The 16,300-nt window shown below is 38.0% G+C and carries 10 protein-coding genes and 5 pseudogenes; 8 read left to right on the top strand and 7 right to left on the bottom strand.

Annotated elements, in window-relative coordinates:
* A partial coding sequence (locus tag NI468_RS12330; RefSeq protein ID WP_253102152.1) for a hypothetical protein occupies positions 1 to 243 on the top strand: 243 nt, incomplete at its 5' end.
* Between the two features lie 35 nt (positions 244 to 278).
* Here NI468_RS12330 and NI468_RS12325 read toward each other — a convergent pair.
* A complete protein-coding gene (locus NI468_RS12325) occupies positions 279 to 1,928 on the bottom strand; it encodes a DUF7017 domain-containing protein (RefSeq protein ID WP_253102150.1) in 1,650 nt (549 codons plus the stop codon).
* 249 nt (positions 1,929 to 2,177) lie between these two features.
* Positions 2,178 to 2,441: a hypothetical protein gene (locus NI468_RS12320; RefSeq protein ID WP_104516348.1), complete on the bottom strand. Its 264-nt coding sequence runs from the start codon at positions 2,439 to 2,441 to the stop codon at positions 2,178 to 2,180.
* Between the two features lie 136 nt (positions 2,442 to 2,577).
* On the opposite strand from NI468_RS12320, the pseudogene NI468_RS12315 reads away from it, so the two are divergent.
* The 4 genes and pseudogenes from NI468_RS12315 to NI468_RS12300 all read left to right on the top strand — a co-directional run.
* Positions 2,578 to 3,117, top strand: a pseudogene (locus tag NI468_RS12315) (IS5 family transposase); the annotation flags it as partial.
* An 89-nt stretch (positions 3,118 to 3,206) separates the two neighbouring features.
* Entirely contained in the window at positions 3,207 to 4,226 is a 1,020-nt protein-coding gene (istA, locus tag NI468_RS12310) for an IS21-like element ISAba8 family transposase (protein WP_253102148.1), read from the top strand.
* Positions 4,226 to 4,999, top strand: coding sequence for an IS21-like element ISAba8 family helper ATPase IstB (gene istB / locus NI468_RS12305; protein ID WP_001053379.1), 774 nt, complete (start codon positions 4,226 to 4,228; stop codon positions 4,997 to 4,999). Before istA ends, istB begins: the two co-directional genes overlap by 1 nt.
* A 68-nt stretch (positions 5,000 to 5,067) precedes the next feature.
* Positions 5,068 to 5,463, top strand: a pseudogene (locus tag NI468_RS12300) (IS5 family transposase); the annotation flags it as partial.
* A 287-nt stretch (positions 5,464 to 5,750) separates the two neighbouring features.
* On the opposite strand, the gene NI468_RS12295 reads toward NI468_RS12300, so the two are convergent.
* Both NI468_RS12295 and NI468_RS12290 read right to left on the bottom strand, forming a co-directional pair.
* Complete coding sequence (locus tag NI468_RS12295) at positions 5,751 to 7,661, bottom strand: bifunctional metallophosphatase/5'-nucleotidase (protein WP_253102147.1); 1,911 nt, start codon at positions 7,659 to 7,661, stop codon at positions 5,751 to 5,753.
* 249 nt (positions 7,662 to 7,910) lie between these two features.
* On the bottom strand, positions 7,911 to 10,373 hold the full coding sequence (locus NI468_RS12290; RefSeq protein WP_253102146.1) for an ExeM/NucH family extracellular endonuclease: 2,463 nt from the start codon (positions 10,371 to 10,373) through the stop codon (positions 7,911 to 7,913).
* A 160-nt stretch (positions 10,374 to 10,533) separates the two neighbouring features.
* Here NI468_RS12290 and NI468_RS12285 point away from each other — a divergent pair.
* A pseudogene (locus tag NI468_RS12285) lies at positions 10,534 to 11,384 on the top strand (IS3 family transposase); the annotation flags it as partial.
* A 24-nt stretch (positions 11,385 to 11,408) separates the two neighbouring features.
* On the opposite strand, the gene NI468_RS12280 reads toward NI468_RS12285, so the two are convergent.
* A complete protein-coding gene (locus tag NI468_RS12280; protein WP_253102144.1) occupies positions 11,409 to 11,582 on the bottom strand; it encodes a hypothetical protein in 174 nt (57 codons plus the stop codon).
* Between the two features lie 66 nt (positions 11,583 to 11,648).
* Between NI468_RS12280 and NI468_RS12275 the strand changes: the two are divergent.
* A pseudogene (locus NI468_RS12275) lies at positions 11,649 to 11,804 on the top strand (transposase); the annotation flags it as partial.
* 70 nt (positions 11,805 to 11,874) lie between these two features.
* A pseudogene (locus tag NI468_RS12270) lies at positions 11,875 to 12,259 on the top strand (transposase); the annotation flags it as partial.
* A gap of 68 nt (positions 12,260 to 12,327) precedes the next feature.
* Here NI468_RS12270 and NI468_RS12265 read toward each other — a convergent pair.
* Complete coding sequence (locus tag NI468_RS12265; protein ID WP_253102142.1) at positions 12,328 to 15,234, bottom strand: hypothetical protein; 2,907 nt, start codon at positions 15,232 to 15,234, stop codon at positions 12,328 to 12,330.
* A 1-nt stretch (position 15,235) separates the two neighbouring features.
* Positions 15,236 to 16,300, bottom strand: coding sequence for an OmpA family protein (locus NI468_RS12260; protein WP_253102140.1), 1,065 nt, complete (start codon positions 16,298 to 16,300; stop codon positions 15,236 to 15,238).

The following is a 16,300-nucleotide window of genomic DNA, read 5'->3' as shown; positions in this document are numbered from 1 at the left end:
GTATCAGATGTATCAGATGTATCAGATGTATCAGATGTATCAGATGTATCAGATGTATCAGATGTATCAGATGTATCAGATGTATCAGATGGTTCTGCCATACATCAAAATTCAGTACAACACCCTTTATGGGGTATCGGTTTTGTCACTTTTTCAAATGAATCTTTCTTACGGATAAGATTCCCTGAAATTGATGAAACTAAAGAGATTCCCAAAAACTCAAAAGCTATAAAATATATTTAAAATGAAATAAGCCACTCAGATAGAGTGGCTTATTTTTATGAAATTGATATCGCTTTCCAACTGTAGGTATCTTTGTCTCTTTGCTTACTGAAGATAGCCTGTACATTGATTAGTGTTTTATCCTCAGTATTCTTGATTAAGTTTGGTGATATAAAGATGTCGTTAACAAATCCGAACCCTTTTGGATTTTTACGTAGCTCACCTTTTTCTTCTTTCATATCAGAAATTTTTGCACTATTAGCTAATTCCACATGTGAAATTTCAACCCGCTGTGTTTTAGCATTGATTGTTGAAAAGCATTTCAATTTAGAACCTATCGATATTTTGTCTTTTAAGCCCCGTAATATGTTTTGATCTAGCTTTAATTCTTGATCTTTATTGAGAAAAACTTTTATATTTTCATAATCATCCCTAATATAACTAATAACGCCAAATTGTTGGTTAGTACACCCCCACTCTTCTCCCTCCATCTGCTCCACAACGTTTACAACTAAATTTTGATTAGAGTCTTCTTGAATACCTAAAGTAATCAATACTGGAGCTCCTTTCTTCATTTTGAGATGATTAAAACCATTAGCAAGTAATGACTCAAATTTATTACCATTTTTAATAGAAAATTTAGCAAACTCTTTAGGCTTTTTGCCTTCTCTTTTTATTTTTAACTGCCCAAGATATGTTGCTGAAACCTTCCTAATTTCATCAAAACATAAAGATAAGGCATCTGATGCATGCTCTTCATAAAATTCTTTAGCTGCTTTTAAATCATTCTTGTTAGGATCAAACCAATTGCTTTGTATTAAATGATTTAACTCTTCCGGTAATTTCCATTGATTCTCATTTCTAATTTTAATTGATTGATTAATTTCAAAACTTGCTTCATCAAACATCTCTAAGCTAATCAAAAGCTTGGCAAAATCAAGATGAGCAGTAACTAAAAATTTTTCTTCAGTTTTACAAAGCATGGCTTTACAAAAACATGCCAAAGCTAAATCTTTTTGATCGAACTGATAAATTCTTGCAGCCTCGGCCCAAACCCAAAATTCAGATTTTTTTAACTTTAAGACAGAGGATAGAACTTGACTTGCATTTTCATAATTTCCCATACGTCTTAAGACAGCGACAGCATCCCAATCTAACCAAATAGCATCCTCATCTGATAACTTAGATCGTGCCTGATTAGCCCACTCCAAGCAAAAATCTGCTTGTTCTTTCTTTAAATCTTGAGCAGTTTTCGCCCATTTACATAGACCTCTAGAGACTTCATAAGCTACAGGGAGGTTGCGACGCTCTTTACCCTGCTTATCTATATAAGTAGTAACTTCCCAATCTTCCGCCCTCAAAGCAGCTTTGCCAAACCAGTGTACATAATTATAAAAATCAGGAAAATGTATTGCATATGGACTGATCAATTGCAAAATCATTGAAAATGCCATTTCTGGTCGACGCGTTTCTCCTTTAATATAATCCTCATAAGTTTTTATTAATTGCTGAACAAGTCTTTGATCAACTGGATCTGTTTGTTTTAGTTTGGTAGTGATTTCTTTTATTTCAGAATAATATGTCCACTCAATTTGGCTTTTTAGTTGAAGAGAATTTGGGAAATTCTGTAATTCTACTCTTGCTAAATCTCTAGCTCGCAGGTAATCACCATTCTTTCTAATTTGACTAATTTCTTGCCAATTCATCTTAAACATCACAATTTATCAATATTTTCAAATTATATTCTAATAATAGTTTTACTTTTCATAATTTTATGCTAATTAATGAATTCGACAATTTAAATTATAAATAAAGGGGTAATAATAATTGATCCTTGGACTGTCAGCACTCTCCTATACTGATCCTAACTCAAATTTAACCTGACAGAAACTCTAAAAATGGGTAACTGCCAGATCAGGTTTGACTAGTACAATCTATTTAGTTGATCCTAAATATTATTTTGATAGTCGATCCAAATATTTCTGCAGATCGTCGGCACTATTAATTGGATAAGTACAACTCCCTATACCTACTGATACCCACCAATAAGGTGCTGTAAGTAAGTTAATATCACCCTTTTCTTCATGTGAATTTGGTTCGGCAAACTCTGAACCATTATCTTCGACTATAGCTGATTGTGTATAAATCCATATTTCATAGTCATCGACCTGAATACTCCCTTCACGATCAGCCATATCCAATAAATTTTGTGCTTTCATTTTTTCCATCCTAGGTAATTTTCTACTTTATATATTGAATTAGCTTAATTATGCTCATTATTTCACAATCCCATTTAAGTTTGGCTTTGTTGCACAAACCTAGCATCAAAAGCTTATTCAGCAATATAATTTCAAAATGAATAAGCCTGCCTCTAAAATCTACCGTACAACCAATTGGTCATCCTATAACCGAGCCTTAATTAACCGAGGTAATATTTCCATTTGGTTTGATCCAAAGACTCAGTGGTATGCACAATCACAAGGCAAGCAAGGTCGAAATCAAACCTACTCCGATACAGCGATTCAATGCTGCTTAATGATCAAATTACTATTCCGACTCTCTTTACGTATGGTCACAGGTTTTGTTCAAAGTCTGATTAAACTCTCTGGATTAGATTGGACAGCTCCGGATTATTCCACCCTTTGTCGTAGACAAAAGCATATTGATATTGCGATTAGCTATCAAAAAAGTAGTGATGGACTGCATCTACTCGTAGACTCTACTGGTTTGAAGTTTCTTGGTGAAGGTGAATGGAAACGCAAGAAACATGGGGCTGAATATCGTCGCCAATGGCGTAAGCTTCACATTGCTATAGATGCTAAAACCCTGCAAATACGTGCAGTACAACTCACCACAAATAATGTCAGTGATTCTCAAGTACTCGAAGATTTACTTGTGTTAGCGGCAGTGTAAAAATGACCCCCTAATGGCATTTAAAAACTGACCCCCTTGGTTAATATAGCGGTCATTTTGGACTGCTCAATATGTTAACTTTGGAGCAAGCAGTGACAATCCAAATACTTCATCAACAAGGTAAATCTATTAAAGCCATTACTCGTGAACTGGGGGTGTCCAGAAATACTGTGCGTAAATATTTACGGCAAAACACCACACCTCAGTATCAGCGTATACAGCCTAGAATAAGTATCCTTGACCCATATAAACCCTATTTACTCCAACGTGTAAACGCAGCTCATCCTGAATGGATTCCTGCTGTTGTGCTCTACCAGGAAATTTTAAGGTTGGGATATCCAGGAAAGATCAGGATCTTGAGGGAATATCTTGCAACTTTAAAACCAGTTGCTCAACCGGAACCGATCATTCGTTTTGAAACCCAACCTGGCCAACAAATGCAGGTGGATTTCACCACAATTCGACGCAACAACACGACTTTAAAAGCCTTTGTCGCAACATTAGGGTATTCCAGAGCGACTTTCGTGAAATTTTATGATCATGAACGTACGGATGCATGGATCGATGGTCTGGAAAATGCATTTCAGTTCTTTGCAGGAGTACCTCAAGAAATCCTGTTTGATAACGCTAAAACGATCATGATTGAACGGGATGCCTATCAGGAGGGGCAGCATAAATGGAACCCCAAACTGCTCGACTGCGCCAAGAAATACAGCTTTCGTCCTCGCGTATGTAAGCCCTACCGTGCACAGACCAAAGGCAAAGTTGAACGCTTTAATGGATACCTCAAATCAAGCTTTATTGTGCCATTAAAAGCAAGCCTGAAGACTTCGGGTTTACTGTTAGATGTTGATGTCGCCAATGCCCATATTGGCCGGTGGCTGCATGAAGCCGCCAATCAGCGGATTCATGCCACCACGCAAGAAAAACCGGCTGTTCGACTGCAACAGGAGCAGCAAAAATTTACGCCATTACCGCAATCAGATACAGGTTCCAGCACTGTACCTGTTGCAGCAGCAGAGCATGTCATGTCCTACGAGAGTTTGCAGCATCCCTTATCGGTATATGACCAGTTGCTGGGAGTTTCCTGATGAATCTGCAATACGACCGTATAGAGCAGCTTTGCCAAAAGCTCAATCTGCCTGCCATCGCATCACAATGGTCACATCATGCACAACAAACATTAGGTCAGGATGGAAGTTATGCCGACTTTGTTGAAGCGATCTTGACGCATGAATATGCTGCCAGGCAACAGCGCAGCCAGCAGGTACTGATGAAACTCTCAGGCCTGCCTCAAGTCAAAACCCTGGAAGACTATGATTTTAATTATGCCCTAGGGGCCCCTAAATCACAGGTGATTGAACTGTTCAATCTGAGCTTTATTGCTAGAGCAGAAAATGTGGTGTTTCTCGGGGCTAGCGGAGTAGGAAAAACGCACTTATCTATGGCATTAGGCTATAAGGCCATCATGAACAACATTAAGATCAAGTTCATTACCGCCGCCGATCTCATGCTGCAACTAAGTACAGCCTACCAGCAAGGTAAACTGAAAACCTATATGCAACGTGCGGTACTGGGACCAAAGTTACTGATTATCGATGAAATTGGTTATTTACCGTTTGGACGTGAAGAAGCGAATCTGTTCTTTAACGTGATTGCCAAGCGTTATGAAAAAGGCAGTACGATATTGACGAGTAACTTACCCTTTAGCCAATGGTCTAAGTCATTTGCGGATGATGTTACGTTGACCGCTGCGATGTTAGATCGGCTATTACATCACTGTCATGTGGTACAGATATCGGGTGAGAGTTATCGTTTGAAGGATAAAAAAAGAATTGGGATTCAGCCGCAGGTTGAAACTTAATACGAGATCAAAGGGGTCAATTTTACTTCGCCATTTTTAAGGTAAAAGGGGTCAATTTTAAAATGCCGTTGACACTAATTCCCTTGGATGAACCAATTGATTCTGTTTATACAGATGGTGCTTATGACACAAAGCACTGCCGACAAGTCATTTTAGATCGAGATGCACATGCGATCATTCCACCTAGAAAGAATGCAAAGCCTTGGAAGGATCAGCAAGCGAGGTCTATAGAGCGGAACGAATTATTAAAGACAGTCAAACGGCTAGGCAGATCGCTTTGGAAAAAGTGGTCTGGTTATCACCGTCGAAGTTTGGTTGAAACCAAGATGCATTGCATCAAATTATTAGGAGATAAACTCAGTGCAAGGAGTTTTGATAGCCAAGTGAATGAGATCCATGCACGTGTAGCAGTCCTTAACAGATTTACGGAATTAGGTCGACCACTTACCCAAGTTATGCCTTAAATTTGGATCAATTAGGGGCGCTTTGCATTTCAAATCTTTGTGCAACAAAGCCGTTAAGCAGTCGTTATCTAAGTGAAAAATTTAATACCTATTTCAAAAAGAGGGAAAATAGCTCAGAGATGATTAAGAGGTGTACAGTTTAAATAAATTTAAAAGAAAATTTTAAAAGTGGTATTTCTCTAATTAAAATTAACTAAAAAAGAAGAAGCTAATTTTGAGCTTCTTCTTTTAAAAAACCATGAGTCGGTTATGAGCTAAATTTTTTAGCTGTTATCAGTAAATCCTTTTTATTCTTTATAATTTTGCGTGCTGTATTGCTCAACGGGCAATCGGGACAAGACCTTTTGCCCTTTTTCACCAGATAACCCTTCTACGTACTGCAAAAATGCTTCTGCATAATCTAATCCTACATCTATACGACGCTCGCCAGTGATGTTTTTAAAGCTACTGTAGAAGTCCTGACCATCGGCAAGAAAGTTGATCGTAATGACTTGATAGGTCTGATTCAGATTTAATGGCTGATATTGGCCCTGTGCATTTCGGACCTGCAAATTGGATACACGTTGACCCTTGGCCTGGGTTAAATCAACATCCCATTGTAGTCCACCCGCATATGGATAACTGCCTGTGTTATTAAGGGTAACAGCATCGATTGCATCTTCGAGCACGGCTTTAATTTCTTGACCTGTTGCCTTTAATTGCACCAAGGTATTTTTAAATGGCAATACTGTATAAATTTTCTCTACTGTAATATCACCTCGAGGCAGGTCTACCCTCACACCACCTCCGTTTTGGATGGAGATGTCAGCATTAAAATATTTTTTACCCTGCTGTAAAAATGCTTCAGCAACCAACTGTTGCACATCACCACCATGCTGATTAATAAAATCTGATTTATTGCAGACATCACCCAAACTAGAACGTGAGGTATCTTTTGTCGTTCCTGGTACACGACGTAAGCATAGATTTTGCTCAGCGGTAGCCACAATTTCTTTGCCTAATAAGTTTTTAGCCACTTTATACGGTTCTAAAATACTTAAAGCTTTCGCATCTGGCTGTACAATACGTAAAGCGTTACTGCTTTCAATATCTCGTTTAATAAAATCTAGCTCCGTACTCATCAATGCTGGAGCATCTTTAGCTGTACGTTTAAAATCATCGCCAATCAATACATTCGCTTTTCCTGCACATGCTTCAATTTTACCATTGGCATCAAAATTGACTTTTAGTTGTCCAACTACATAGCCATATTGCCATGCCTGTACCACACAAACCTGATCACCATCTTTATTTTTTAATACTGTGGGATAGTCACCCTCTGGGCTAATACCGTAATTTTTAAGTTTCGTATCTGCAAGTAAAGTATGTGAATCTCCGCCAACAATGACATCAACGCCTGACAATTTAGTGGCTAAATCTTTTTCCAATCCGTATCCCAAATGAGATTGAACAATAATTTTATTAATGCCTTGTTGCTTGAGCTGATCAATATATTTTTGCGTAGTGACTATTTCATCTTTAAATACAGTATCTTGATTTGGTCGAGAAGCATTTTTAGTTTTATTGGCAATCGTTAAACCAATTAAAGCAATTTTCTGCCCTTCTTTTTCCATAATTGTATAAGGTTTAACAAGATCAGTTTGATATAAGGGTGAAGTTTTGCCAAACTCGACATTTGCACTTAAGACTTGGGTTTTATTCTTACAATTACCTTTACCATTTAAGAAGCCAATAAATTTTTGTAAACCTGCATCCGTATTATCAAACTCATGATTGCCCAAAGTTAAAGTATCAAAACAAACGGTATTCATCAGATCCGCTTCTGCTTCACCTTCTTTCAAAGTAAAATAGAGATCCCCAGTAATGGCATCGCCTGAATGAATTTTTATTGGGTTCTTCTCACTGCTAGCTAAGGTGTTGATAAGTGCAGCAACGCGTGCAAAACCACCATTTGTGACTTGTATTTCCTCACGTTTACCTATCGAAGTTTCAAGCATTAATTTAGTGCTTTCCTCATCCAAATGTGAATGACTGTCGTTAATATGTACTAAGTTGACTTCCAACGGTTTAGAAGGAATGATAGGCGTTATATTCGTATTTTCTTTACTATCATTATTACACCCAGTTAAAAGCATACTAGAAACTAATAAACTGCATGTAAAACCCGAATACTTACTTAATTGATTATTAAAAGTCACAACTACCCCACCTGATTAGAATTTAAACAAACATCATGTAGGTCTGCTGTTTAAAATTCATGACATTCGCTATTTTTTTCTAATCGTTTTTTAACAAAAGGTTAAATTATAAATTTTGAATAAACGTGTGTTTGATTATTACTTAGCTAATTTTTACACACAAAATAAAATAAGGAGAAATATAAAATTTCTCCTTATTGAGTAAACCTATCTGATCAGTTTCGAAATTTTACAATTGATAGATTCATCTCAAAATTTACGTCTGCGTATTGTGGAAACTAAAACTAAGCCCATAAGTGACAAAATAGACCATAACCCCATGCTACCACCGCTTATTTTTCCTGTATCAGGACTATTCGATACATTTTCGTTTAAATCCATATCGACAATCACAGGATCATGATCGGAAGAACGGAATGCATCATCGCTATAGAATGCTGCGACTTGTTCATCTGTTTTAAATTCTTCGTTATAGTCTAAGGCTGTCGGCTCATCGGCATTAATATGCCAAGCAAAAGTACGTTTTACCATTGGATATAAATCTGCATCAGCAATTGCATGGTCTAAGTTTCCTGCACCACCATTGCCATTGGCATCACTTGCCACACCAAAGACATAACTATAGGCTGTTTTACCTTGTCCAATTTTTTCATCATTGAGCAAGACTTTATAATTGGCTTTTTCCAATGCTAATATCGGATCTTCTTTAGCATAACTATTCATATCCCCAACCAACAAATAATTCGGCTTAGTCACTTGGGTTGGATTTTTTGCAATCCACTGCATGAGTTTTTGTACTGCCGTTAAACGTGTTGCATTCCAGCAACCTTGACCATCACCCTGATCAGCATCGGCTAGAGTTTTATCAGCAGGACAACTGCCTTTCGACTTTAAGTGATTCGGTACTATCGTAAATATTTTTCCACCATTTACAGATTGGAAACTTTGCGCCATGGTGACACGGTTTTTTTGAGTCTGATCGTCATAAACCGCAGGCTCTCCCACAGGTTTTACGCGCTTACTGTTATAAATAATCGCAACTGCAATTGCATCTGTACCTAGTTTTGTCATTTTGGTTGGAATCACATATTTCCAGTCTGCACCTAAGGCTTGAGATAAATATGCCACTGCACTTTTATCATCAAAACCATTATTTGCGATTTCCATTAACCCATATACATCAGCATCAATTGTTTTTAAAGCACTGACAATTTTTTGATGTTGCTTTTTAAACTCAGCTTCTGAGCTTGCACCACGTTCTGTTGGGAAACCTTTTTCTGCACCATTATCATAATTCAAGACATTAAAAGCCGCAGCGCGAATTTGCTTAGCATCTTTTGCAATCATTGTTGAAGGACGTAAATTGGTATCCTTGATAATTTCAGGTTGTGCCTTTGCCTGAATAGGTTGAATTCGCCATGCATTAAAACGGTACTCTAAAATCCCTTCAACATTTTTCAGTTGAGAACCTGTTCTTAATGTATTTAAGGCATTGAAGTTTTGCGGCAGCAATGGTGTTCTATTTTGATTATTATAGCCATCATCTAAGATAATTTTAGAAAGTAAGTTTTGCTTGGCTAATGCAACTGCTTCAGCAGATTTTGCAGGATATAAATTGGTTGGAATATATAAGCGACCTAAACTTAAAGATAGCTCACCATAACGACCGTAATTGTAGTTTTCACTCACCGTTAAGGTTTGCGGGATTTTAACCAGCATCCCTTGATAGAGTTTAGGTACATTTCCTGCTGTATCCATCAAACTGGTAAATGGCAAATTAAGTGCCTGTGCCGTGACTATATTGGATGCTTGTGGATTACAGGTTTGAATATTTTGATCAAGTTGATCTATTTGGAGTTGGTTTTGATATGAAGTTAAACGGCCTTTTAAAATAACTTCTTCACCTACTTTTCCTCCAGTGATTTTACTACTTGCAGGAAGATAGACAAAAATAGCATTACTCAAATTGGCTTTGGCTTTGCTATCGGGCGTTTGTACATAAAAACCAGAAAAACCATTATCGTAACGGTAGTCTGCGGTAATAACACCACGAACAACATACGGTTGATTTTGAGTGGCAGATTGTAGGTCTGCAATCGCGGTATCTAATGTATTACAACTAATAGGGGTAATTGGCGGAGTGACAGGCGGGCTTGTGTCTAGATACTGCGAAAACTCATCTCGACTTGACCATTTAGACCATTCGCTTTCTAACTCAAATGCTGCTGCAGGATCAATTGAAGTTACATTATTTGAAGTTTTAGTACGTGACAAACTATTTTGATAACTACTAAAACCGACTCCCCAGCCAGTACCTGGATCTTCTCCCACACGACCAAAACGGTCTATTGGCGTACCTTTATATAACAGGACTAAAGCATCGTCTCCATTAAATGCAAGTCCTGCCACTTGATTGACTTTAGTACCAATTACCGCCTGCAACTCTGTTCGACCAATAATGTACTTTGCTTTACTTACCAATGAGCCTTGTAATTGAAAAGCCGCAGACTTTGTGATTGAACCATTAGTAAATTGTTGAATCTCATAGTCAGCTAAGTTCACTGTTGAACTGTCTGGATTATAGATTTCCAAGCCCTTTTTATTGGATGTGCCATCTATATACTGACTAAACATTAATTGTGCATGGGCAGAAAACGAGCACCCCATGAGCACTAAACTTAAACTCAATATTTGTGGTTTTATATTCATCATGATTTTGAACAGTTGTTAAAATTTAAAATAGATTAATTTTTATACATGACATCACTATGAATAACTGATGACATTTTAGTTGAAAGAGATAGCTCCGTAAATTTGAACAACGCCTATAAGTGATATTTTGCTCCCCAAATGATGTTATAAACATCGATATATGGAGTATTTTATGGCACGTAGACCAAGAAGAAATCATTCAAATGACTTTAAAGCTAAGGTAGCACTTGCTGCGATTAAAGCAGAAAAAACACTTGCTGAATTTGATGTTCATCAAAACCAAATTATCGACTGGAAAAATCAATTGATTTCAGCTTCCTCGCAAGCCTTCGATTAATCAAAAGCTCCAGCAGAACCGCCCATTGATCTAAAAAAACTACATGCAAAAATCGGTGAGCAGGCATTAGAAATTAATTTTTTAGAAGGTGTGTTGAAAAAACTGAGCCGCTTCAACCACAAAAGTTAATCGACGACTCACTTCAGATTTCAGTATCTAAGCAAGCTAAGCTACTGAAAGTCTCCCGTGGTTGTTATTACTATCGCCCAAAACCTGTGAGTGCATCAGATCTGAAGCTGATGCGCTGTATTGATGAATTACATATGCAATACCCTTTTGCAGGTAGTCGTATGATGCGTGAGTTATTGAACCGTCAAGGACATCATATAGGACGACGTCATACACATACTTTAATGAAGAAAATGGGCATTAATGCGTTTTATCGTAAACCAAATCTAAGTCAGGCCAATCAAGCTCACCGTAAATATCCATATCTGCTCAAAGGATTGAATATTCAACGGACTAATCAAGTGTGGGCAACGGATATAACGTATATCCCTATGGCAAAAGGCTTTGTCTACTTATGTGCTGTGATTGATTGGCACAGCCGTAAGGTGCTTGCCCATAGCGTATCGATTAGTATGGAGGTTGCATTTTGTATAGAAACATTAAATGAAGCTATTGAAAAATATGTCCGACCTGAAATCTTTAATACAGACCAAGGCAGTCTGTACTAGCTCAACCCATGTTCATATTACTTATTTAACTAAATTAATTCTCTCAATTTTTTCCATAGAAGATTTTGCATCATCGATTATATTCTGAATTTCCTTGTCTCTTTTTTTCTTAGCTTGGTTAAAAGATAGCATTCCTGCAAATATGGTAATTGCTAAAATAACAACTCCTAAAGCTAAAACATAATTTTTTGACATATAAAAATCTTCTTAATTTCAATTAACTATATCTTATCATTTAAATAATAAGCGAATAAGGAGTTTGATAAATATCTATATAAATTAAGAAATTTAGTTGAAAATGTGTTTGCGAGATTGAAACATTTCCGAGCGATTGCAACCCGATTTGATAAGCTTGCACGAAATTATCAGTCTATGATTTACATTGCTTGCATGTTTATTTGGTGTAAGGCCAAATGAGGACACGCCCTAATTTCATTCCCAACTTCATTTAAAGTTAGTTCCAGTTTCAAATCTACAGCATCAGTAAATAGATTCCGTCTATACTGATGGGGCTTATGACACCAAGCAATGCCGTCAGGTAATCGCAGACCGACAAGCGCATGGTGATTCCACCAAGAAAAAATGCGAAACCTTGGAAAGATACAAAGATTAGCTCGCTAGAGCGAAATGAATTACTTCGAACCGTTAAATGTTTAGGCAGGGCTCTATGGAAAAAATGGTAAGGATGGAAGAAATGGTCAGGCTATCACCGTCGCAGTTTGGTTGAAACCAAGATGCATTGCATCAAATTATGGGGAGAGAAACTCAGTGCAAAGAACTTTCAAAGCCAGGCTAATGAAATTCATGCACGCGTGGCAGTCTTAAATAAATTTACGATATTAGGCCGGCCTCATACCCAAGTTACCACTTAAATTTAAGTCGCTTAGGGAAGTTCTACTTTTTAAATCTTTGTGCAACAAAGCCTCTAATCATCACCAAATCATTGCATTTTTATACCAAAATACAGTGACTTTTGTTCTTGAGGTAAAAGTGATGGAAATATCGTTTTAACTTTAGAACCGTCGTCCTGCACCGCTTCAGCACTGCTGGTCATCGGCAGAACAGTGTCAGATTTCCATGGAATGGTATAAGCTGGATACATATCATTCACAGCGACATCAGTCAGCTTTGAATCCCCCATATTGGTTACAGTAATACGGTAAACCAGACAATCTTTGCCGCCCATCGTTACATTATTAATTGAATAGCTAGCAGCTTTTACCGCAGCAGCATCCATAGCTAAACAATTTGGCTGTTTAAACTGCGTTTTATGAATTTGCAGCTGGTTGGCGCCTACAGTAACGCTATCTATATTAGCAAGTGTTGCCAAAATAATACTTTGGCCATTGTTGTCTGGTTTAGCTTCAAGTTTGACTTGACTGCTTATGCCATTTGTTGAAGTAGCTGGCGCCTGAACTTTAATCAGTAAAGCCAGTTCAGCTTTTTCCAGCAAAGAAAAGCTTTGATTGCTGATCATGATATCTGTGCTGTCTAACACACCATTATTATTGCTGTCTTCAAATAAGGTATATAAGAAATCATCTGCACGGACAGGCGTTAATACGAATGTAATATTCTTTTCCTCAACACCGCCGTGGTTAATTAAACGGTGTGGAAAAACATAAGTGCCGCCGACATTGATCTGCGCGGTCTGGTCATTGACCAACTCAAGCAAGCGCTGCGCTAAATGATCCGAAGTAACCGCATCACGAATAACATCGCCCAAACCTGACTGCAGCGATTCTATTGCAAACCAAATATCATGATTATTTTGTGCAGAAGCTAATGCAGTTACCACCGCACACACCTCAGCTTCAGTATTTGCATCGACATTCAGCTGTGTCACCTGTTTTGCACCGCCCAAACCGGCTTTACATTGTGCAGATGATGTGTCAAAAAACTCAATTTTAAGCTGGTCAGTATAAGGCTGAATCGTAGATTTAACCAAAGGTGAAAAAAGGGAATCAGTACGTGATTTATTGACCGCCGTGCGTGATGCATACAGTTGGTAGTCCTGCTTTAACTTCGCGCTATTTTTAATTTTTAACGGAAAGTACGCCTTGTTTTCTACAGAGGCCTGAGTCCACAAGGGCTGACCACCATTATCTATAACAAATAAACCTGTACCTGTTTTACCTGAATCATTGTTAAATAAATCGTTTACAGCTGCATACATATTTTTAGCTTGCGCTTTATTATTTGTTAGATCCTGCTCAGATGAATCAGTTTTAACTTCTACATCATTAGTAATAAAACTTACATTTTCTGCTGTTTCTTTGTCTGTAGCACTAACTAACAAATTCGTGAGAGTAAATTTAAAATATTGATTTTCAGGTACATCACCAATAGTAAATCCAGTTGTGCTCAACAGCTGAATCGCCCTTGTTTTTGCATCACCCGCTTTGAAGCCCGATAAAAATGCATCACAGGTGCTGTAAAGTTCAGTACCTGTTTCATCTACTACTTTACATGTCAATTCTGTATTTGCTGTAGCAGCCAAGTTAGCGCCTAAGGTATCAAAAAGTTTTGAATTCTTCGCTAGTGCTTTACTATCATTAAATAGAATCATGTCATAAGAAACCAAATCATTCGGCACAGGCGCAGTTTCCTTAATTTTTTTAGTAATACTTAAATCAACATCATCATCTTCAATTTCATAACGAAAACCATCAAAAACATCACCACCACACTCACTCAAATCCAAAACGGCAATGCTTGTCTGCGTCTTATCTAGTGCAAATGGAATGACCTTTTTGCCTTCCTTATTATTATTATTAATGACTTGTATCACCAAACCCGTGACTTTTACACCAGCAGCATAATTTAAGCTCGGATTATACTTGACCTTATATTTAAAACTTAATTTTTTCGGATCAGCAGTCACTGTTGGAATAATTTCTATAGGCGTACCGCTGCTGTTATCAAAAATTCTATAATCATTGTGGTATACAGCAGGATTGCTAACAGCTGTATTATCAATAATAAAAGCAACGTCAAAATCACCAGTGACTAAGCCAACAATATTAAAATCGACAGAATGATATGTTCCTGTCGCATTCTCTAAAACAGTATTGTTCTCTGCAGAAAATTCAATAGCAGGCCGTAATTTGACCTCAATATTATCCAACCAGTTACCCTGTGTATTTGACCCCCCTTGCCCCTGAAAACCAAATGCTTTCACTTTAGCGGTTGCTCCGCCTAGGTAGCTTGATAATTGTACAGGCGTATCATTTTTATGATTTGTCCATGTTCTGGTAGTACTTGAACCAAATGAAGTAGCTCCGGAAGAGTTTTCTAAACGATTGATATTTGTAGGGGTTAATGCTGCTGAGCCTCCGTTGTCTACAATTTCATCTGCAATAATAAAAGAAATTTTTTCAGTTACGGCATTGTTCCGGGCCATGTGCCAAAGTGACCAAGTAAAGCTGTCATCCTTAGTCACACAAATATTTTGATACAGTGTTGAAACAGTATGCGCGTTCAATTCTGCATATAAATTACCTTTTTGTGCGGCTGGACCAGCTGAACCACCTTGCCTCCAAAGTTCAATTTCACGGTGACCTAAGTTAATATTTCCCCAAAAAAAAGATGCCGTTGTTTTCCAGCCTTCAATCCATTTCTGATCAAATAAGCAATATCCACCTGACCAATTCGAACCAGATCGATTTTCACATGCACTTGTATTGGGAGTAGCACCTGGTAATAAGTTTTCAAAACTTAAATTGACAAAACTCCGCTGAATTCTTTTGCTGTCTGCTGGCAAGTTAATATCCGCATAAACCTGTGTAACTGCACCCACCAACAGTAATGAAGATGCCAAAACATGAGGTAAAAATTGCTTCATCATTTCAGTTCACCTTCACTTTTTTTTGCTCTGACTCTATTTGTAAATCTAGCCACTGCGGTTCAATTTTAATTTGACCTACTTCATTCATTTCAATCACGACACGGCGGCTTTTCGCATGTGCCATTTGCATATTGGCATCTGTTTGCAGCTCCTGCGCGCCTTTAGCCGCTGATCGAATACGGTTGGCGTCTATGCCCTGCGTCATTAAATACTGCTGTACTGCTTGTGTACGCCGCTCTGCCAGCTTTAAGTTGTATGCTTGACTTGCACGGCTATCTGTATAGCCCAACAGCTGAACATTAATCTGCGGATACTGTTTCATTACATGAATCAATTGATTCAGTACAGATTGACTGGCAACACTTAGCTCTGTTCTGTTTAAGGCAAAATGTACTACATTCTGTACTTTGACAGCTTCAGCCTGTACCTGTTCATTTTTTTGATTTAACGGCCACAGTTTTGCATTTACACCATTGCAGCCTTTACCATTCAACTCTGCCAAAGATGGTGCTGCATCTGCGTCCCAGTGCATATTAACAGCTTGAATTTTAGAAGCTTCAATCGTTTGATACAAAGACTGTTCTGCTGCACGGAAAGGTTCATTCGCATGGCGCCAGCCCAATTCGCAGTATTCTGCCGCAGCCCAAACCAGCATTACCTCTGCTTGCGCCAAGCTTTCTGGTGCCTGTTCAATAGCGCCTTGCTGCTTTAAAAACTCGGCTTGCTGCCATAAATCGCGGCGCATCACCTGAGATACACTTAAAATAGGGGTTGTTAAAGAGAGCTCTTTGCCTTCTGCTAAACTGCTGGCCAATTGCTGCGCCTGCTGCAAAGCTTCTTGGCCGGCAGGCGTCAAACTGCCTTCTGACCATTCATTCAATGCATAGCTCAGCCACATTTTAGCTTTATAAGCGTGATAACGGCCTAGTGCATCACTGCTTTCATATTGAACTAATTCTGCTTTCAAAGCATCGATGTCTTTTTGCGGATCATTGGCAGCAGATACTGCATAGACCGCAGTTTGGCTCATACATAAGCCTGCCAGTAACCATGTACGCAATTTCAT

This window comes from Acinetobacter lwoffii (genome assembly GCF_024129355.1).
GTDB lineage: Bacteria > Pseudomonadota > Gammaproteobacteria > Pseudomonadales > Moraxellaceae > Acinetobacter > Acinetobacter lwoffii_I.
This window is presented reverse-complemented; position numbering and strand designations above follow the sequence as displayed.

Bases quoted from the DNA above. Each gene is read 5' to 3' on its own strand.
- NI468_RS12325 (WP_253102150.1), bottom strand. From the start codon at position 1,928: ATGAATTGGCAAGAAATTAGTCAAATTAGAAAGAATGGTGATTACCTG.
- NI468_RS12320 (WP_104516348.1), bottom strand. From the start codon at position 2,441: ATGAAAGCACAAAATTTATTGGATATGGCTGATCGTGAAGGGAGTATT.
- istA (WP_253102148.1), top strand. From the start codon at position 3,207: ATGTTAACTTTGGAGCAAGCAGTGACAATCCAAATACTTCATCAACAA.
- istB (WP_001053379.1), top strand. From the start codon at position 4,226: ATGAATCTGCAATACGACCGTATAGAGCAGCTTTGCCAAAAGCTCAAT.
- NI468_RS12290 (WP_253102146.1), bottom strand. From the start codon at position 10,373: ATGATGAATATAAAACCACAAATATTGAGTTTAAGTTTAGTGCTCATG.
- NI468_RS12280 (WP_253102144.1), bottom strand. From the start codon at position 11,582: ATGTCAAAAAATTATGTTTTAGCTTTAGGAGTTGTTATTTTAGCAATT.
- NI468_RS12265 (WP_253102142.1), bottom strand. From the start codon at position 15,234: ATGATGAAGCAATTTTTACCTCATGTTTTGGCATCTTCATTACTGTTG.
- NI468_RS12260 (WP_253102140.1), bottom strand. From the start codon at position 16,300: ATGAAATTGCGTACATGGTTACTGGCAGGCTTATGTATGAGCCAAACT.